The sequence below is a fragment of the Streptomyces lusitanus genome (assembly GCF_042647945.1).
In the GTDB taxonomy this organism is placed as follows: domain Bacteria; phylum Actinomycetota; class Actinomycetes; order Streptomycetales; family Streptomycetaceae; genus Streptomyces; species Streptomyces pseudogriseolus.
The window spans coordinates 295,684-313,655 of sequence record NZ_JBHRWL010000006.1 but is presented as its reverse complement, the minus strand read 5'-3'; the positions used below and the strand labels follow the sequence as shown (position 1 = coordinate 313,655).

The window sequence follows — 17,972 nt, the reverse complement described above, 5'->3', positions numbered from 1 at the left end:
GGGTGGCGGTGGCGCCGGTGAGTCTCGCCAAGTCGAGCTGGACCGATTTTGTCTAAGTAGACTTAGACACGTCCTGTGGATCTGCGCTGGTGGAGAGTTTCGGTGCACGAGAGCATGCTTGCCAAGCCTGACGACGTGGTCGACCGTGATCGTGAGTGGGGGCTGCTCACCGAGTTCGTCACGGATCCGGATCCGGCCATGCGTCTGGGCATCGTGTCGGGGCGCAGGCGGCACGGGAAGTCGTATCTGTTGCAGGCGCTGTCGGAGCGGGTCGGGGGGCTGTACGTCACCGCGGTGCGGGAGGAAGGGCGGCTGCCCGCGATCCAGCGGTTCAGCGACGCCATCGCGGCCCACGCGGGTCTGCGGCCCGGCACGCTGCGGTTGACCGACTGGCGTGAGGTTCTGTCGAACGCCCTCGACGTCACCGCGCGTTCACGGACTCCGCTCCTGGTGATCGACGAGTTGCCGTATCTCCTCCAGCACTCTCCTGAGATCCCTGGCCTGTTGCAGCAGCTCTATGACGAGCGTCAGCGGGGCACCGGGGCCGGCCCCGGAGCGCGGGTGATCCTTTGCGGGTCCGCGATGAGCGTGATGCACGAACTGCTGTCGGGGACGAAACCGCTGCGCGGCCGTGCGGTGATCGATCTGCGGCTGGGGGCCTTCGACTACCGGGCCAGCCGTGCGTTCTGGCAGATCGGCGACCCGCTGACCGCCCTACAGGTGCACGCCGTCCTCGGTGGTGCTCCTGGTTACCGGCCGGTGGCGGCCCGCCCGCACCCGAACGACGGCTTCTCCTCCTGGCTGACGCGGACGCTCCTGGACCCGGGGCGGGCGGTGTACTCGCGTACGGAGACGGAGTATCTGCTGCGAGAGGATCCGCGGATCACGCAGCACACCCTCTACTACGACATCCTCACCGCGATCGCCCAGGGCGCCACAACCCCCACCAAGATCGGCGCAGCCCTGGAACGACAGCGCAACGCGGTCGCCCACCCGCTCGACGTCCTGGAATCCACCGGCTACATCCAGCGTGAGCAGGACATCCTGCGCCCCCGCCACCCTGTCATCACCCTGGCCGACCCTGTCATCCGCTTCAACCAGTTGGTCACTCTGCCGCAGGCAGCCATCGTGGAACAAGGCTTCGCCGAAGAGGCGTGGCAGGCCGCCGCGCCGACCTTCAACTCCAAGATCATCGGCCCCCACTTCGAGGACCTGGCCCGCACCTTCACCCGCCGTTACGCCCACACGCTGCTTCCCGGCGGCCTGCCCGGCCCGGTCGGCACCACCGAAGTGGCCGACCCGGCAGCCCGCACCAAGCACGAGGTCGACGTCATCGCCCTGGCCCTGGGCGAGCGTCCGCAGGCCCCCCGTGCCCGGATCGCCCTCCTCGGCGAGGCCAAGGCCACCGCCGCCCGCCGCGGCACCGGTGACCTGCAACGCCTGGAACGCATTCGTACCCTGCTCGCCGACCAGGGATACGACACCACGGGCACCACCCTGGCCCTGTTCTCCCTGCACGGCTTCCACCCGAACCTGATCGAGTCCGCGGCCGGCCGCGAAGATCTGCTCCTGGTCGACCTGGCGACTCTCTACGGGGTCGGGGAGCCACCGTTCCCGTTGCGATGACGACGGCGAAGTCCCTGGCACGGTGGGGTGTGCTCGCGCGCCGCGGGTTGTCGGACGCGGCCGGTCCAGGGCGGCAGCCCCGATGGGGTTGCCCGCGTACGCGTACTCCAGGGCGGGGTCGCGGGCCCTGGGCGAGGGCGCTACCGGAGCCGCTCCTTGCCGCCGACGCACGGGCAACAGTGGGTGCCGGTCACTTCGCCGCCGCCTACACCCTGGGATTCCGCGCTCCCGTGAGCTGACGGCCCGATGGTTCAGCACGCTGCCCAGCAGGGCCGGTGCGGCGCGGGGACTGGTGCGGAAGTGGCCGGTGGGTGTGAGCCGGTGGGCCTCTGCGAGGCGATCGCGCTTGTGTGTCAGGGCGTGCGGTCCCAGAACCCGAGGTTGTGCACACGGCCGTAGTCGACGGGGCCGATACGCCCCGGCGCCAGCGACTGCGTGTACGGTCGGCCGGCGCCTTCCCGCTGGTAGGACGGCCAGGGCGGCAGCCCGGGGCCGTGAGGTGCGCCGGCGTGGGCGAACGCGGCCCAGTAGCCGGTCATCGTCGCCGACAGCCGGCGCTGTGCCGGGGTGAGGAGCGGCTCGGCCACCTCGTCCTCGAACAGGTAAGGGATGTCCCCGGCATGGTAGGCGCCGAAGTCGAAGTCACCGGGCAGCGGCAAGTACATCGGCGCCTCCCGGTCGGCGAACTCGTACGCGTACACCGGCACGTGCCGGCTCAAGGTGTCGTGCATGGCCCGGGTGCCGCGCGCCCACATGCGGTCGGTGATCACGGTGGCCCACGCCAGTGCGGGGGACGGGAAGGCGGTCGTGGGGTACTCCTCCCGTACCCGCCGGGCGAGCGGTGCGCCGAAGGCGGTGTGCAGCGCGCGGTCGTAGTCGGCCTCGGTGAACGGCCGGCCCGCCGCGTCGTACGTCATCCCGACGAAGAGGCGGTGCTCGTCGAGGGTCGCCCCCGACAGGACGGGCACCCGGTGGAAGCGTCCCGCGCGCAGCGCCGCGGGCGGCAGCTGGGGCAGCGTGCTGTTGCCGTAGCCGAACGCCTGGAAGGCGTTCATGATGTACGGCACCTCGAGGATGGTCTCCACCGGCAGGGCGCGCAGGCAGGCGAGGGTGCGGGCGGGCCGGTCGTCCTGGCAGCCGAGGGACGAGGTCATCGCGGTCGTGATGTCCTCCATCTCGCGCCCCGAGCGCCAGACGTACCACGGGTATCCCGGCACGTCCGGGCCCATCGCACCGGCCGGCATGTCCAGCATGCCTTCACCGCTGGCCATGATCGCCCGGTGGAAGAGGCCCTTGGACGCGGGAGACGTCAGGTGCCCGGCGATGGCGGACGCGCCGAAGGACACTCCCGCCACGGTGACGTTGCCGGGGTCACCGCCGAAGGCGCGCGCGTTGTCCCGTACCCACCGCAGGGCCGCCTGCTGGTCCTGGAGGCCGAAGGTGCCGGACCCGGGCAGGCCGGGCAGAGCCAGGCCGCCGAAGACGCCGAGACGGTAGTTGACGGTGACGACCACCAGCCCGCGCTCGGCCAGCCGACGCCCGTCGAAGAGGGAACCGCCGCCCACGGCACCGTCCCCGTGGATCCACACGAGCACGGGTGAGGGCCGCCGTGGGTCGGCATCCGGTGGCGTCGTGACATCGAGGACCAGGCAGTCCTCCTCCGTGCTGGAGATCTGCGCGTACTGGGAGGGCACCTGCGGGCACAGTGGACCGGGCTCGGTCGCGTCCCTGACGCCCTTCCACGGCTGTACGGGCCGGGGCGGGGCCCACCGGTGGGGCCCTGTGGGGGCGCCCGCGTAGGGGATGCCACGGAAGATCCGGTACGCGCCCGACCGGGTCCCGCGCACCGTCCCCGCCTTCGTGCGCACCGTCTCGCCGACCGTGGCGCCGCCGGCGTGAGCGCCGTGCTCGGCGGAGGCGAAGGGGGCGGACGTCATCGTGGAGAGCGCCAGGGCGCACACCGTCATCACGACGTACGCCCGACGGGCCCGACGGTCTGTTCTGCGGTTCGTCACGGCGGAAATCTTCTACGCGGCCATGGTCCCGGTACGCACGGACCCGCCGGTGGTGACCTGATCGGCGTCTCACGTGAGACGCAGTTCGGCCCACACCGTCTTGCCCGGCGCGCCCTCGCGCGGCGTGACGCCCCAGCGGGTCGCCAGTCCCGCGACGATCAGCAGACCCCGGCCGGACTCCGCCTCGCCCGGCGCTTCCGCGTCGGCGAGCAGGGGGACGCGTTCGGTCCGGGTGTCGCTCACCTCGACCCGCACGGTGGCCGTTCCGAGGGTCAGCCGGACGTGGAAGTCCCGTCCGGCGACATGCCCGTGCCGGACCGCGTTGGCGGCCAGCTCGGCGGTGATCAGCGTGAGTGTCTCGTTGACCCGGCCCCCGTACGGGTGCCCCCAGCTGTCCAGCCGGTGCGAGACCAGTCTGCGGGCCAGGCGGGCGCCGCGCGGGGAGGACGTGAACGCCATCGCGAACTCGTGCAGGGGGCAGCTGCTTTCGCCTCCGACGCCGGAGGTGTGCACCCGAGGGGTGGAGATTCGGCTGTTCATGTGGCCCACGCTGCCGGTGCGGTTTTAGCGTGACCAGACACGCCACGCATACGAGTCGTCGCTGTAAGTGGCCGATGTGCGGGTGTAGGCGGGACGGAGCGTGACGGTCGGCGCGGGGGTGCGTTGACCGAGGGAGGTGGTACGGGGATGAGTGAGCCCACGGGACTGGTGGACGGGGCGGCGGCCGAGGACGGCGAGGCCGAGGAGCGGCATCCGGAACCGGACGCCGGCTCCGGTGTCCTGCGGGTCTTCGGACGCCAGTTGAAGCGATTCCGGATGCGGGCGGGCCTGGAGCGGCCCGAGTTCGGCTCGCTGACGGGGTACTCGGTGTCGACCATCGCCGCGTACGAGCAGGGGCGGCGGGTGCCGCCGCCGAGGTTCATCGACCAGGCGGACGAGGTGCTGGACGCAGGCGGGGTCCTCCAGGAGATGAAGGAGGAGGTGGCCCGGGCGCAGTATCCGGCGTTCTTCCGCGACGCGGCCAGGTTGGAGGGGGAGGCGGTAGAGCTTCATGCGTACGACACCCACCTCATCAACGGGCTGCTGCAGACCGAGGAATACGCGCGGGCCGTGTTCACGATGCGACGACCGTTGCTCAGCGAGGAGGTGATCGAGGAGCGGGTTGCCGCGCGTCTCGCCAGGCAGCAGATCTTCAGCCGCGTGCCGATGCCCACCCTCAGCTTCGTCATCGAGCAGTCCGCGCTGACGCGGCCCCTGGGCGGTACCGAGGTGATGCGCGGACAACTGGAGCAGCTTCTGCTGCACGGTCGGCGGCGCAACGTCGAGATCCAGATCATGCCGAACGCGCGCGACGAGCATGCCGGTCTGGCTGGTCCCTTCACCTTGATCGAGACGCAGAATGCGCGGAGGATCGCCTACGTGGAGGCGTACAAGGACAGCCGCCTCTACACGGACCGGGGCGCTGTCCGTCAGCTCGAAGAGCAGTACGGTCTGCTACGGGCACAAGCTCTCACGCCCCGCGAGTCGTTGACCTTCGTCGAGGAACTGCTGGGAGACACATGAACATCGACGTCGAGGAAGTCGTCACGTGGCGCACGAGCAGCTACAGCAGCGGTGAGGGCGGTCAGTGCGTCGAGGTCGCCCTCCGCCCTCACCTCGTACACGTACGCGACTCCAAGGACGTAGCCCGGCCCGGCCTCGCAGTGGACGCGGCGGCCTGGGACGCCTTCGTCCGCTTCGCGGGTCGGTGACGCTCTGAGTCTGCCCCTGGCCACGCGCCAGGGGCAGCGCTCCCGTATGTGAGTTCCATGTGAATCCCCGGCCCCACGGCCCCCTACGGTGCGGTTTCCGCAGTTCACAGGCTCGCGGCTCCCATGCGGCACACATGTTCACGCAGAGTCGGCTCACCTCGGCCGCCGAACGTGGAGTGGTGCGCGCGGCCCTCGCGTGCACCACTGCCGCCTCCGGTTCGGGAGCCTTGATGATCGAAGTGCGTGGCCTGACCAAGCGCTACGGCGACGTCCTCGCCGTGGACGACCTGACCTTCGCCGTCCGGCCGGGGGAGGTGACCGGCTTCCTGGGGCCCAACGGCTCCGGCAAGTCCACCACCCTGCGCATGGTCCTCGGCCTGGACGCCCCCACCGCGGGCACCGCGACGGTCGGCGGGCGGCCGTACGCCGCGCAGCCCGCGCCGCTCACCGCGGTGGGGGCGCTGCTGGACCCGGGCGCGGTGCTGCCGAGCCGCAGCGCGTTCCACCACCTGCTGGCGCTCGCCGCCGGCAACGGCATCCCGCGCCGCCGGGTGGACGAGGTGCTGGCCGACGTCGGCATGGAGAAGGCCGCCCGGCGCAAGGCGGGGACCTTCTCGCTCGGCATGCGCCAGCGGCTCGGCATCGCAGCCGCCCTTCTGGGCGACCCGCCGGTCGTCGTCTTCGACGAGCCCCTCAACGGGCTCGACCCGGAGGGCATCGTCTGGATCAGGCAGCTCATGCGGAGCATGGCCGCCGAGGGACGCGCCGTGCTGATGTCCAGCCACCTGATGAGCGAGATGGAGCTCACCGCCGACCACCTCATCGTCATCGGCAGGGGCAAGCTGATCGCGGACATGTCGATGAAGGCGTTCATCGACACGAACTCCGAGCGCGAGGTCCTCGTACGCAGCCCGCAGGCCGAGACCCTGCGCGGCCTGCTGGCCACGGCCGTCGACGTGCGCACGGAGGACGACGGCGCCCTGGTGGTGACCGGCTTGGAGGCCGCGGAGATCGGCGCCCTCGCGGCGGCCGGCGGCGTGGAACTGCACGAACTGTCACCCCGTCAGGCGTCCCTCGAACAGGCGTTCATGGACCTGACCCGTGACGCGGTGGAGTACCAGGCCGAGACCAAGACGGAGACGATGACGGGGGCGAGCCGATGAGCCGCACCGCCGTGCGGCCCCGCCCCGGCCGGACGGCGAAGGCCCCCGTCCCCGCCCGCCGGACCGGCCCGGAACCGAGCAGTCCGACCACGCGCGGGGCGACCTTCCGGCACAGCCTGCACGCCGAGTGGATCAAGATCCGTACGATGCGCTCCACGCCGTACCTGATCCTCGGGACCCTCGCCTTCTGTGTCGGTCTCGCCGCGCTGAACGGCTCGTCGGCCGGCAGCGAGTACGCGGATCTGAGCCCCGCCGACCGGGCCGTCTTCGATCCGCTGGCCACCAGCCTGCGCGGCTATCTGCTCGCGCAGATCGCCCTGGGGCTGCTGGGCGGCATGGTGATCACCTCCGAGTACGGCGCCCGTACGATCGTCAGCACACTGACGTCGGTGCCGCACCGGGCCAGGGTGCTCGGGTCCAAGGCGGTCGTCCTGGTGGGCGTGGCGCTGCCGGCCGGGATCGCGGTGTCCCTCGCCGGGTTTCTGGTCGGGCAGGCGTCGCTGTCCGGGGCGGGCGCTCCGCACCTGGCGCTGTCCGACGGCATGGCACTGCGCGGCATCCTTGGCGGTGGTCTGTATCTGGCGCTGGCCGGGCTCTTCGGACTGGCTCTGGGTACCGTGATCCGCTCCACGACGGCCACGGTGACGACACTGTTCGGCGTGCTGCTCATCGTCCAGGCGTTCGCGCCGGCCCTGCCCGGCGGGGTCGGGGAGTGGGTGTCGACGTACTGGCCGCCGATCGCCGGAGGGCAGATCATCACCGGCTACCGCGATCCCGAGCTCCTCGGCCCGTGGGCGGGTCTCGGTGTGATGGCCGGGTGCGTGGCCGTGCTGCTGGCGGCGGCGTTCGTCGTCTTCCGCAAGCGCGACGCCTAGCGGGCCGGGAGACTGGGACCGATGATCGGTGGGGAGCGGGTGACATGACGGGCGCAGAGCAGCTGCTGCTGGTGGTGGAGGACGAGCCGACGCTGCGTGACCTGCTGTCGGCGAGCCTGCGGCTGGCCGGGTTCGAGGTGGTCGCGGCCGAGAACGGGACGCGGGCGCTGGAGGAGGTCGGCGCGCGCCGGCCCGACCTGATCGTCCTGGACGTGATGCTGCCCGACATCGACGGCTTCGAGGTCGCACGCCGGCTGCGGCAGTCGCACCCGGCCGCGGCCGGCGGGCCTCCGCCGATCCTGTTCCTGACCGCCCGCGACGCGGCCGAGGACCGGATCGGCGGGCTGCGGGCGGGCGGCGACGACTACGTCACCAAGCCGTTCAACCTGGAGGAGCTCGTCCTGCGCATCCAGGCCGTGCTGCGCCGCACCGGCGGCCACCGGCAGGACGGCCTGCTGGTCGTGGGTGACCTGGAGCTCGACCCGGACAGCCGTCAGGTGCTCCGGGGCGGCCGGTCGGTGGAGCTGTCCCCGACCGAGTTCAGCCTGCTGCGGGTGCTGATGGAGAACGCCGGACGGGTCCTGTCCCGGGAGCAGCTGCTGGAGCGGGTCTGGGCCTACGACTTCGGCGGCGACGACTCCATCGTCGCCTCCTACATCAGCTATCTGCGCCGCAAGATCGACACGGATGAGCCGAAGCTGATCCACACGGTGCGGGGCATCGGCTACGTACTGCGCAGGCCCCGCCCATGAGGCCGCCGTCCGCCCGCCGGGTCCTGGAACGGCTGTCCCTGCGCGGCCGCCTGGTGGCGATCTGCCTGCTGCTGGTGGTCGCCGCCCTGCTCGCCAGCAACGCGCTGCTCGTCACCCTGCTGCAACGTCAGCTCGTCGACCAGCTTCCTTCACCGGCGAGAAGATCACCGAGTCGCAGGTGACCCAGGCCATCCAGCGGGGCCTGGCGGTCCACGGCCTCGGAACCGGCCTCTACATGTGCGGCCCGCGCTGGGCCGAGCCGCCGTACTACGTGATCGTCACCGAGGTCACCGAGCCGTCCCCGCAGTTGAACCGGGCCCTGTCGGACACCGTCGACGCGGCACTGCACGAGATGAACATCGAGTACGCCTCCAAGAGGGACAGCGGTCGGCTCGGTGCGCTGGAAGTCGTCACCGTGCCCCGGGACGCCATCGCCGCGTACGTCGAGAGCCGCCGCCAGGCGGGCAACGCCACGCAGTACAAGTACAAGCCGTTCCAGCGCGATGTCGACTTCGTCACCGCCCTCACCGATCGCTGAAAGGAGTCCGACGTGATCGAGACCAAGAGGCCGCCGCAGAACATCCGCCGCGAGATAGTAGGGCTCCCGGTCGACGGTGCCGAGCTGGCGCTGCACGTGTGGCGCCCGTGCGGGCCGGTCAAGGGAGCGGTCTTCTACTTCCACGGGCTGCAGTCCCACGCCGGCTGGCTGTGGGAGGTCGGCCCGCAGTTCGCCGACAACGACATCGCCTTCTACGTCCTCGACCGCCGCGGCAGCGGAATAAGCGGGGGCGACCGGCAGGACCTGCCCGACGTGGACACCCTGCTGCGGGACTACATCACGGCCGTGGAGCACGTGCGGAGGGCGATCGGCGAAGAGGTGCCGCTGTCGTTGTTCGGGCACTGCCTCGGCGGCTCCTTCATGGCGGCGCTGATGCACCACCCGGACTTCACCACCCGCTACGACGCTGCAATCTTCTGCTCGGCCTGGCTGGGAAAGCTGTACGCCACGCTGGACGACGAGCAGCGCACCGCCCTCGCAGCCGAGACGGGCCGAGAACTGTGGGACGCCGGCCTCAGAGCGGAGGACTTCACCGACGAGGTACGGCACCGGCACTTCATCGACCACGACGACCTGGCGGTGCGCTCCTTGACCCGCCGCTCCCGGGGCGTGCTGCTCGGCCTGGAGACGCTGTACATGCGGCCCGGACGGGAGCTGCCTCCGGTCCCGGCGGCGTACGTGTCCGGGGTCGCCGATCCGATCGTGGACCTCGACGACGCGCGCGCCACCTTCCTGCGCATGACCGGGGTGCACGGTGCGCTGGTCCAGTTCGCGACGGACAGGCACTACCTCTTCTACACCGACGTCCGCGCCCGGCTGGTCGACTGGGCGTCGACCTTCACCCTGCTCCAGGGACTGGACCGCGATGCCTGAGCGGTCCGGAGCCACCCTCTACCGGGTCGAGCTGCCCATGGCGGTCGACTTCGACCACCCCGCCAAGCGCCGTTCGGCCTCCGACAGCCTCGTGCTGCGCCTGGAGGCCGACGGGGCGACCGGTCTCGGGGAGTGCGCCCCCCGGACGTACGTCACCGGAGAGACCACCGAGTCCGTGACGGCGGCGCTGCACGAACTGCCGCTGGACACGGTGTTCGCGCGGCTCCGCTCCACCGAGCCGGCCTCACTCCTCGCGCGCATGCGCGAGGCGGGGGTCGCCGAGACTTTCGGCCTGCGAGGCGGCAACAACCTGCTCTGTCTCCTCGAGACCGCGCTCCTCGACCTGCTGGGACGCCGACTGGGTCTGGAGGGACGGCAGTTGGTGCCCGACCACGGGGCGCCTGCGATGCCTCCAGCGGTCCTGCCGGTGTCCCAAGTGCTCGATCTCAGCCTCGACGTCGAGGAATTCCTCGACACCCGTGGTCCGTTCCACTTCGTCAAGGTCAAGGCGGCGGCCGACATCCGCCGCGACGTCCGTACGGTCGGCGCCATCCGTGCCCGCCTCGGGGATCGCGTCCCGGTCATGGTGGACGCCAATATGAGCTGGTCCTCCGAGGAGGCCACCGGGCACCTGGCAGCCTTGCGCGATGCCGGTGCCGACCTCGTGGAGGAGCCGCTGGCCAAGGGCTCCTGGGCAGATCTCGCCCGGCTGAGGGCCCGTACCGGACTCGGTGTCATGCTCGACGAGTCGGTGTGCACCCTCGAGGACGCGCGGCGGGCTGTGGAGTCCGAGGCCTGCGACGCCTTCAACATCCGCGTGGCCAAGAACGGCGGCCCGGTGACCGCGGCTCGGCTGATCGGCCTGGCACGCCAGGCCGGGCTCGCCTTCCAGATCGGCGTGCAGGTCGCCGAGGTGGGCCCCCTGATCAACGCGGGCCGCGCCCTGGCGTTCGCACACAGCGACGCCCTCACCGTCGAGGCCGGCCAAGCCGACCGATTCTTCCCCGAGATGGTCGTCTCGCCGCGCCCGGCCGTGTGCCGGTCCACCAACACCATCGCACCAGCCGCCGGACCCGGCTTCGGCCTCGATCTCAATGAGCACGCCGCTTCCTGGGCCGTGTCGGGCCGCACCGAGAGCGACCCGTCCTGGCATCCGGTGTCCACCACCGTGCTTCACGCGAAGGAACACGCATGACGACGTCCTACTTCTCCGACCTGGTAGTGGAGTTCCTCCATCAGCAGGGCATCGACAAGGTCGCCTTCAATCCCGGCGCGTCCTTCCGTGGCGTGCACGACTCCCTCGTCCATGAGGACAATGCCGACATCGCGCCCGACATCGTGATGACCTGCCACGAGGAGATCGCCGTGGCCGTGGCGCACGGCTATCACAAGGCGAGCGGCCGGCACATGGGCGTTTTCGTGCACGCCAACGTCGGGCTGCTGCACGCCTCGATGGCGATCTTCAACGCCTGGTGCGACCGTGTACCACTGTTCGTGATCGGCGGCAACGGCCCCGTGGACGCCGGAAAGCGGCGTCCCTGGATCGACTGGATTCACACCTCGCAGAACATCGAGTCCGTCGTCAAGGACTACGTGAAGTGGTGCGACCAGCCCATCGGCCAGAAGGCCACGGTCGAGTCCTTCTACCGTGCTTTCAAGCTGATGAACACCCCGACGCATGCGCCGGTGTTCATCGCGCTCGACTTCGACGTACAGGAACAGCCTCTGGAGGATGGCGTACGACTGCTGCCGGCGAGTGCGACCGAGGCCACCCGGCTGCCGGGGCTGAACCGTACCGACCTCGACGACCTCGCACAGCGGCTGCTCAACGCCCGACTGCCGGTCCTGGTTGTCGACTTCTCCGGCCGTGACCCCGACACGGTCGAGCCCTTGGTCGCGCTCGCCGACCTGCTCGGTGCGGCCGTCGTCGACCGGGGCAACCGGCTCAACTTCCCGAACACGCACCACCTCAACGTCAGCCACACCGGCGCCGAGCTGCTGGCCGAGGCCGATTTGGTCGTCGCCCTCGAGGTGCAGGACCTGGTGGGCGCCCTCGGCTCCTTCCTCCCGCTCACCGACCAGGGCACTCCCGCGAACGGAGCCGATGTCATCACCCTCGGTTTCAACGAGCTGCTCACCAGCAAGTGGGCCGCCGACTACCAGCAGTTCGTGCCCGTCACCCGATCGGTCGCCGCCGACACGGCGGACTCCCTGGCCGCCCTCCGTTCCGTCGTGGGGAACCCGGCCGGCCCTTTCGCGGCCCCCGCATTCACCGAGCGCCGGGAGCAGCGCGTCAAGGCCCTATCCGCGCTGCACACCGAGGCGCGCGCCGACTGGGGCCGCCAGGCTGACGAGGCCAAGAGCCGGACACGCATCCACGTCTCCGCGGCCGTCGACGAGATCTACCGGGCCGTCCGGGACGAGGAGTGGATCCTCGCCAACACCGGCAGCCTCACCATCGACGGTTGGGTGAAGAAGCTCTGGCCGTTGGAACGGCCCGGCAGCTACTTGGGTCTCAACGGCGGTGGCGGTCTCGGGTACGGCCTCGGCGCATCGGTGGGCGCGGCCCTCGCCCATCAGGGCGACGGAACTCTCTGCATCGACCTTCAGGCCGACGGTGACTTCCTCTACACGCCCAGCGCGCTGTGGACCGTTGCCGCCTACGAGGTGCCGCTGCTGGTGATCGTCATGAACAACCGCCTGTACTTGAACTCCACGCAGCACGCCGAGCGCATCGCCGGCCATCGCGACCGGGACGCCGACCGCGCGCACATCGCGACCAGCTTCTACGACCAGCCCGTCGACTTCGTGACCCTGGCCGAGTCGTTCGGCGTCCACACGCTGCCGCGTGTGGAGGACATCGGCGCCGTCATGCCGACCGTGCGCGAAGCGGTGTCCCACATCAAGGAGCACGGCAAACCCGTCCTGGTGGAGATCCTCATGGAATGACCGGTCCGGGCCCAAGTGACCTGCCAGAACCAACGATGCCCCAGGAGGCACCCACCATGACGGTGGTCTTCGAATGCGTCCACGACGACAAGCGTTGTTTCGGACTCGGCCTGCCCGAGTCCGGCGCTCCCCTACGCCTGTACCCGCTGGCCGGCGACAGCCTGGCCGCACTGCTGAGCGCGGCGAACGGCGACCGGGAGGCGCTCGTGCGGGGCCGGTCCTTCGTCGAGGTACCGGCCGACGACCGTGACAGTGTACGAATGCTGCCGCCGCTCCTGCCCGCACACGTCGGGGACGCTCTGGTCAGCGGCTTCATGATGACGCACAACGTGAAGGTCGACGCCGAAGTCCCGGACCAGCCCAACTGGTTCGTGAAGGGACTCGGGGGCGCTCTGAAGGTGCCGGGTGAGTCTCTGTCCGTGCCCGCCGACGCCGTGGCCGTGTGCGAGGAGGCCGAGGTGGTTCTCGTCCACGTCGGTGACGCACACGGCAGGCCGCGGTATGTCGGCTACACCTTCGGCAACGACCTTACCGACATCGGCCGCTTCAAGCAGCATGCCGGGCATCTGTCGTACGCGAAGCTGTGTGACGCCGGCGTGGCCCCCTGGCTGCACCTGGGCGAGCCGCCCCGCTCGGTCACCGGCGAGGTCACCGTCGAACGGAGCGGCGCGCCGGTGTGGACGGGCTCGTTCACCACCGGTACCGACGCGCTTCACTACGACGTGCCCTCGATGATGTCCCGCGTCTTCTCCTACGAGGCCCTCCATCACCCCGGCCGGGTGCACTACGTCTACCTGGGCGCCGACCGCGGCAGCTACCACGCGGGTTTCCGGGTCATGGACGGCGACCGTGTCACGATCGACGTCGCGAGCCACAAGGTGCGGCTTTCCCACCCGCTGGCGTGGACGCGCGACCCCGGGCGGAAGTGATCGCCGTGGCCTTGCCGCGCAGACTCAGCGACATCGAGGCGGCGTTCGCGTACACCCACGCCCTGATGCACGGCACCACCCAGGTCACCACCCACATCACGGTGCGCGGTGACCTCGATCCGGAGCACTTCCGCCAGGGTGCCGAGCGTTGGGCCGGCGGACTGCCGCTGCTGTCGCTGCGCATCGAGGAACGGTCGGACGGCCTGTGGTTCACTTCGGGCCCCGGGCCACGCGCCGGGCAGATCCGGCACAGCCGGCTCGCTCCACCTCAGACGCCGGACGACGTGTTGCGACAGGAACTCAACGACGTACTTCCGACTGGTGGTCCGCTGTGGCGACTGCGCCTCGTGCGCGACCCCCGCGCGGGGACGGCGCACCTCTACTTCTCCCGCAACCACGCCATCTCGGACGGTCATTCCACCGGAGCCGTCGTCCGCGCCCTGCTGGACGCGCTGTTCGGCTCCGCGGGCGCGTCAAGTCCCCACGATGTGCGGAGCATGGCCCCCAACGGCGACGAGCTGACCTACTGCCCGCCCGGGCGGCCGACCGCGCCGCTCGCCGCGCGGCCCGAGCCGGTTCCGTTCGCGGATCACCGGCCGTGGTGCGAGCGGGGCGCGGACTTCGTCCCGCTGGCGCTCACTCGTCGAGAAAGCCTGGCGCTCAAAGCCCGGTGCAAGAGAGTGGGCGTGACAGTCAATCAGTTTTTTGCGGCAGCACTCGCCGAGTCGTTCGCGGTGGCCACCGGCCGTACGGAGGTCGCCCTGTTCACGGCAGTGTCCCTTCGGAAGAGGTACAAGGAGAGTGCCACGCTGCCGGACGTGGGCTGCTTCATCAACGTAGTGGATGTGCCCCTGCGGCTGGACCGAGGCGATCTACTCGATCACGCGCGGCAATACGCGACGTTGCTCGAGCGGACGGACGCGGCTTGGCGCCCGCCGGTGCGGGAGCACGCGGCGATCCGCCGGGCGGTCGAACAGACCGCGGCCGCCGGGTCGGCCCCCGGAATCTGCATCACCAACGTCGGAGTAGTGGACCCTGCCCTAGGCCCGCACACGGATCGGGTCACCGGCTACCGGACGGTGGTCAACCGGACCGGTGCCAATTATGGCGTCGTCCTGCATCTCGGAACCCTGGGCGGGGAGTTCAGGACGGCGCTCGCCTTCGGCACTCCGAGCACCGACCCGGACATGGTGCGGAGCGTGGCGAAGGCACTGCACGACCGGGCGGTGAGCCCGGATGCGGTGTGCCGGAGCGAGGTCCAGGAGGTATAGGCATGGACCCGTCAGATGCCTTGCCGCAGCACCAGGTCGAGCAGGCCGGGGAAGCGCTCGTCGAACTCGGCGCGCCGCAGACGGTTGAGACGCTTGGGGCCGGCGTCGCGCTGTTCCAGCAGCCCGGCCTCACGCAGTACCGCGAAATGGCGGCTGAGAGTCGCCTTGGTGACCGGCACGTCGAAGCTTCCGCATGAGCGCTCCCAGTCCCCGGCTCCGGCGAGCTCGCGTACGAGGGTCTGCCGGACCGGGTCGGCGAGGGCGAGCAGCGCCGTCTCCAGTGGGACGTCACCAGGATGCGTGTGGACCGGAGGCGTGCGGTGGCTGCCCGTGGCTGCCGTCGGCTGCCGGTGCGGTGCCGTCATGGCTGGTTGCTCCGTCCTGACTCGCTTGGTCCGTGACGGGTGCCGTGCACGGATTGCAGAGTGTTCGATGATCTGCATACACTCAGACTGTTCGCTTGCAGACGAACAGTCTACCGCAGTCGGCGGCCCGTGGCCCGACTCGCATCCCCCCATAGCCTCCGGCACAAGGAAGGAAGACCCGTGCCACAGACCCAACCTCACAAGCCCCGGCCCGGACTGACGCTCTTCGCGGCCTGTCTCGGCTTCGTGGTCGTCATCCTGGACGTCAGCGTCGTGAACGTCGCCACCAAGGCCCTCGCCGTGGACTTCGGCGGCAGTCTGTCCGGTCTGGAGTGGGTGATCAACGGCTACACGCTCACCTTCGCCGCCTTCCTCCTGACCGCCGGCGCCATGGGCGACCGGTACGACCCCAAGCAGATCTTCGTCACGGGCTTCGCGCTCTTCGCCGTGACGTCGCTGGCCTGCGGAGCCGCCCCCTCCCTGGTCACCCTGATCGCGGCCCGCGTGGCCCAGGGCATCGGCGCCGCGCTGATCGTGCCGTCGTCCCTGTCGATCGTGAACACCAACTTCCCCGACCCCGCCGAGCGCACCCGCGCCGTGAGCCTGTGGGCCGCGGCCGGCGGACTCGCCCTCGCGCTCGGTCCGGTCGTGGGCGGCCTCCTGGTGGACTCGCTCGGCTGGCGCTCCATCTTCTACGTCAACGTTCCCATCGCCGCCCTCGGCATCGTGCTCGTCCGCGCCTACGCCAGGCCCGCTCCCACCCGCGACACCTCGGTCCGACGCTCGCTGGACCTGCCCGGTCAGGTGCTCGCCGTGGTCGGCCTGGGCGCCTTCACCGGAGCCGTCGTCGAGGCCAACGCGCAGGGCTGGACCTCGGCCGTCGTCCTCACCTGCTGGGCCGTCTTCCTCGTCGCGCTCGTCGCGTTCGTCATGGTGGAGCGCCGCAGCGGTGACCCGATGCTTCCGCTGCACCTGTTCGGCCGGAAGGCGTTCACCTCCACGTCCCTCATCGGCGTGCTGCTGAACTTCGCCTTCTACGGCCTGATCTTCGTCTTCAGTCTCTTCTTCCAGCAGGTCCGGGACTACTCACCCCTCGTCGCCGGGCTCGCGTTCCTGCCGATGACGGCCGCCATCATGGCCGCGAACCTGGCGTGCGGACCGCTCGTCGGGCGGTTCGGCGCCCGGACCGTGCTGATCACCGGCAACACCCTGGCCGCCCTCGGCTACCTGGCCACCGTGCCGGTCGTCGGTTCCGGGGCGTACGCGCAGATGACCGTCCAGTTCGTCGTCGCCGGCTTCGGTATCGGCCTGGTCGTCCCGTCCATGACGAACGCCATGCTCGGCTCGGTGGACCCGGCCAACGCCGGCATCGCCTCCGGAGTCCTCAACGCCTCACGCCAGGTGGGCGGACTCATCGGGGTCGCGGTGATGGGCCTGCTCGTCGGCGAGGCGGCCTCCGACCAGTTCCCGTCAGGACTGCGGGCCGCCCTGCTCTCGGCCGTGGCGGCCGTCGCCGTCAGCGCGGCGCTGAGCACCGTCGGCCTCCGCAAGCCCCGTACATCCGCCGAGGCGTCACCGGCGGCGGCCACGCCCGCCCCGAGTGGCGTCGATGCGCGCTGACGGCCGGAAGCCGGCCGCACGGCGCCTCCTCCGTTCACCCCCGACCCGGCAGGAGTCCCATGCCTCACCTCGTGCTCGAATACTCAGGCAACGTCCGGGAGCCCATGGACGCGGCCGTCCTCTTCGGGAAACTGCACACCGAGCTGGCCGCGGTCGGCGGCTTCCGTGTGCAGGACTTCAAGAGCCGTGCCGTGCGCATGGACCAATACGTCATCGGAGACGGCACCCGCGAGCAGTCCTTCGTCAATCTCGACGTGCGGACGTTCGGCGGTAAGTCTCCCGATGTCCGAGCGGCGGTGAGCGAGGCGGCCCTGGCCGTGCTCGCCGCCGCCTTCGAAGCCACCCTACGAGAGACGGACTGCGACCTCTCCGTCCAGATCACCGAACTTGACCGCCCGAGCTATGCCCGGACGCGGTCGGAGAACCACGGCAGCCATTCGGCGGCCTGACCCGCCGCACCCCATCCAGGTACAGGAGCAGATCCCGTCATGAGCGCATACGCAGACCAGCGCGTCCTGGTCGTCGGCGGCACATCCGGTGTCGGACTGGCCACCGCAAGCGAGTTCGTCGTGCAGGGCGCCGACACCGTCATAGCCTCGCGAAGCCCGCAGCGACTCGAAGCGGCCCTTGCCGAACTCGCCGGACTCGGCGGAACGGCGACCGGCCAGGCCCTGGACATCCGCTCCGACGAAGGGGTGGAAAAGTTCGCCGCCGCAGCCGGGGAGTTCGACCACGTCGTCGTCACAGCCGGGGAAACTCCCATGGGGCGCGTCGACGCCCTGCCGCTGTCCGACGCGTACGCTGCCATGGACAGTAAGTTCTGGGGCGCCTACCGCATCGCCCGAGCCGTTCGCGTCAAGTCCTCCGGCTCGTTGACGCTGCTCGCCGGCTACCTCTCCCAGCGCCCCGGCAAGGCATCGGCTCTGCAGAGCGCCATCAACGCGGCACTCGAAGCTCTTGTCCGTGGCCTGGCCCTCGAGTGTGCCCCGCTGCGCGTCAACGCTGTCTCACCGGGTTTGCTGCGGACCCCGCTGTGGGAGGGGATGGAGGCAACCGCCCGTGAGCACATGTACGAGGCTGTGGCCCGGCGCCTGCCCGTCGGTCGCGTGGGTGAGGCGGCCGACGTCGCTCAGGCGGTGCTCTTCCTCTCGACCAACGTCTATGCGACGGGCACCACCGTGTACGTCGACGGAGGAGGAACCATCGCCTGACGGTCGGCCGCCG

The 17,972-nt window shown here is 70.4% G+C and carries 19 protein-coding genes; 16 read left to right on the top strand and 3 right to left on the bottom strand.

Annotation, left to right across the window (positions count from 1 at the left end):
* The first annotated feature begins 114 nt into the window (after window positions 1-114).
* Complete coding sequence (locus tag ACFOSY_RS10945) at window positions 115-1,626, top strand: AAA family ATPase (RefSeq protein ID WP_394306560.1); 1,512 nt, start codon at window positions 115-117, stop codon at window positions 1,624-1,626.
* 353 nt (window positions 1,627-1,979) lie between these two features.
* On the opposite strand, the gene ACFOSY_RS10940 is transcribed toward ACFOSY_RS10945, so the two are convergent.
* Window positions 1,980-3,641, bottom strand: a complete 1,662-nt coding sequence (locus tag ACFOSY_RS10940) for a carboxylesterase/lipase family protein (RefSeq protein WP_394306559.1) — start codon at window positions 3,639-3,641, stop codon at window positions 1,980-1,982.
* A gap of 69 nt (window positions 3,642-3,710) precedes the next feature.
* Window positions 3,711-4,181 carry an ATP-binding protein gene (locus tag ACFOSY_RS10935; RefSeq protein WP_394306558.1) on the bottom strand — a complete coding sequence of 157 codons (471 nt, stop codon included), beginning with the start codon at window positions 4,179-4,181 and terminating at the stop codon, window positions 3,711-3,713.
* Window positions 4,182-4,328: 147 nt separating this feature from the next.
* Between ACFOSY_RS10935 and ACFOSY_RS10930 the strand changes: the two genes are divergently transcribed.
* From ACFOSY_RS10930 to ACFOSY_RS10875, 12 genes are all read left to right on the top strand, one after another.
* Window positions 4,329-5,204, top strand: a complete 876-nt coding sequence (locus tag ACFOSY_RS10930; protein WP_394306557.1) for a helix-turn-helix domain-containing protein — start codon at window positions 4,329-4,331, stop codon at window positions 5,202-5,204.
* Window positions 5,201-5,392 carry a DUF397 domain-containing protein gene (locus ACFOSY_RS10925; protein WP_031022391.1) on the top strand — a complete coding sequence of 64 codons (192 nt, stop codon included), beginning with the start codon at window positions 5,201-5,203 and terminating at the stop codon, window positions 5,390-5,392. The genes ACFOSY_RS10930 and ACFOSY_RS10925 overlap by 4 nt, the downstream gene beginning before the upstream one ends.
* A gap of 230 nt (window positions 5,393-5,622) precedes the next feature.
* On the top strand, window positions 5,623-6,555 hold the full coding sequence (locus tag ACFOSY_RS10920) for an ABC transporter ATP-binding protein (protein ID WP_394306556.1): 933 nt from the start codon (window positions 5,623-5,625) through the stop codon (window positions 6,553-6,555).
* Window positions 6,552-7,430, top strand: coding sequence for an ABC transporter permease (locus tag ACFOSY_RS10915; RefSeq protein WP_394306555.1), 879 nt, complete (start codon window positions 6,552-6,554; stop codon window positions 7,428-7,430). Before ACFOSY_RS10920 ends, ACFOSY_RS10915 begins: the two co-directional genes overlap by 4 nt.
* 44 nt (window positions 7,431-7,474) lie before the next feature.
* The gene (locus ACFOSY_RS10910; protein ID WP_394306554.1) at window positions 7,475-8,182 is read left to right on the top strand and encodes a response regulator transcription factor; all 708 of its coding nucleotides are present in this window, start codon (window positions 7,475-7,477) and stop codon (window positions 8,180-8,182) included.
* A complete protein-coding gene (locus ACFOSY_RS10905) occupies window positions 8,179-8,364 on the top strand; it encodes a hypothetical protein (protein WP_394306553.1) in 186 nt (61 codons plus the stop codon). Before ACFOSY_RS10910 ends, ACFOSY_RS10905 begins: the two co-directional genes overlap by 4 nt.
* Entirely contained in the window at window positions 8,361-8,720 is a 360-nt protein-coding gene (locus tag ACFOSY_RS10900; protein ID WP_394306552.1) for a GH3 family domain-containing protein, read from the top strand. The genes ACFOSY_RS10905 and ACFOSY_RS10900 overlap by 4 nt, the downstream gene beginning before the upstream one ends.
* Before the next feature lie 12 nt (window positions 8,721-8,732).
* The gene (locus tag ACFOSY_RS10895) at window positions 8,733-9,614 is read left to right on the top strand and encodes an alpha/beta hydrolase (protein ID WP_394306551.1); all 882 of its coding nucleotides are present in this window, start codon (window positions 8,733-8,735) and stop codon (window positions 9,612-9,614) included.
* Window positions 9,607-10,809 carry an enolase C-terminal domain-like protein gene (locus tag ACFOSY_RS10890; RefSeq protein WP_394306550.1) on the top strand — a complete coding sequence of 401 codons (1,203 nt, stop codon included), beginning with the start codon at window positions 9,607-9,609 and terminating at the stop codon, window positions 10,807-10,809. Before ACFOSY_RS10895 ends, ACFOSY_RS10890 begins: the two co-directional genes overlap by 8 nt.
* On the top strand, window positions 10,806-12,563 hold the full coding sequence (locus ACFOSY_RS10885) for a thiamine pyrophosphate-binding protein (RefSeq protein ID WP_394306549.1): 1,758 nt from the start codon (window positions 10,806-10,808) through the stop codon (window positions 12,561-12,563). The genes ACFOSY_RS10890 and ACFOSY_RS10885 overlap by 4 nt, the downstream gene beginning before the upstream one ends.
* A gap of 56 nt (window positions 12,564-12,619) precedes the next feature.
* On the top strand, window positions 12,620-13,492 hold the full coding sequence (locus ACFOSY_RS10880; protein WP_394306548.1) for an FAH family protein: 873 nt from the start codon (window positions 12,620-12,622) through the stop codon (window positions 13,490-13,492).
* A complete protein-coding gene (locus tag ACFOSY_RS10875) occupies window positions 13,465-14,763 on the top strand; it encodes a phthiocerol/phthiodiolone dimycocerosyl transferase family protein (protein WP_394306547.1) in 1,299 nt (432 codons plus the stop codon). Before ACFOSY_RS10880 ends, ACFOSY_RS10875 begins: the two co-directional genes overlap by 28 nt.
* Before the next feature lie 11 nt (window positions 14,764-14,774).
* On the opposite strand, the gene ACFOSY_RS10870 is transcribed toward ACFOSY_RS10875, so the two are convergent.
* Complete coding sequence (locus ACFOSY_RS10870) at window positions 14,775-15,128, bottom strand: ArsR/SmtB family transcription factor (RefSeq protein ID WP_394306546.1); 354 nt, start codon at window positions 15,126-15,128, stop codon at window positions 14,775-14,777.
* Window positions 15,129-15,308: 180 nt separating this feature from the next.
* Between ACFOSY_RS10870 and ACFOSY_RS10865 the strand changes: the two genes are divergently transcribed.
* The 3 genes from ACFOSY_RS10865 to ACFOSY_RS10855 are packed head-to-tail and all read left to right on the top strand — an operon-like array spanning window position 15,309 to window position 17,959.
* Complete coding sequence (locus ACFOSY_RS10865; protein WP_394306545.1) at window positions 15,309-16,748, top strand: MFS transporter; 1,440 nt, start codon at window positions 15,309-15,311, stop codon at window positions 16,746-16,748.
* A gap of 59 nt (window positions 16,749-16,807) precedes the next feature.
* Window positions 16,808-17,197: a 5-carboxymethyl-2-hydroxymuconate Delta-isomerase gene (locus ACFOSY_RS10860; RefSeq protein ID WP_394306544.1), complete on the top strand. Its 390-nt coding sequence runs from the start codon at window positions 16,808-16,810 to the stop codon at window positions 17,195-17,197.
* Between the two features lie 39 nt (window positions 17,198-17,236).
* The gene (locus ACFOSY_RS10855) at window positions 17,237-17,959 is read left to right on the top strand and encodes an SDR family oxidoreductase (protein WP_394306543.1); all 723 of its coding nucleotides are present in this window, start codon (window positions 17,237-17,239) and stop codon (window positions 17,957-17,959) included.
* The last annotated feature ends 13 nt before the right edge of the window (window positions 17,960-17,972 follow it).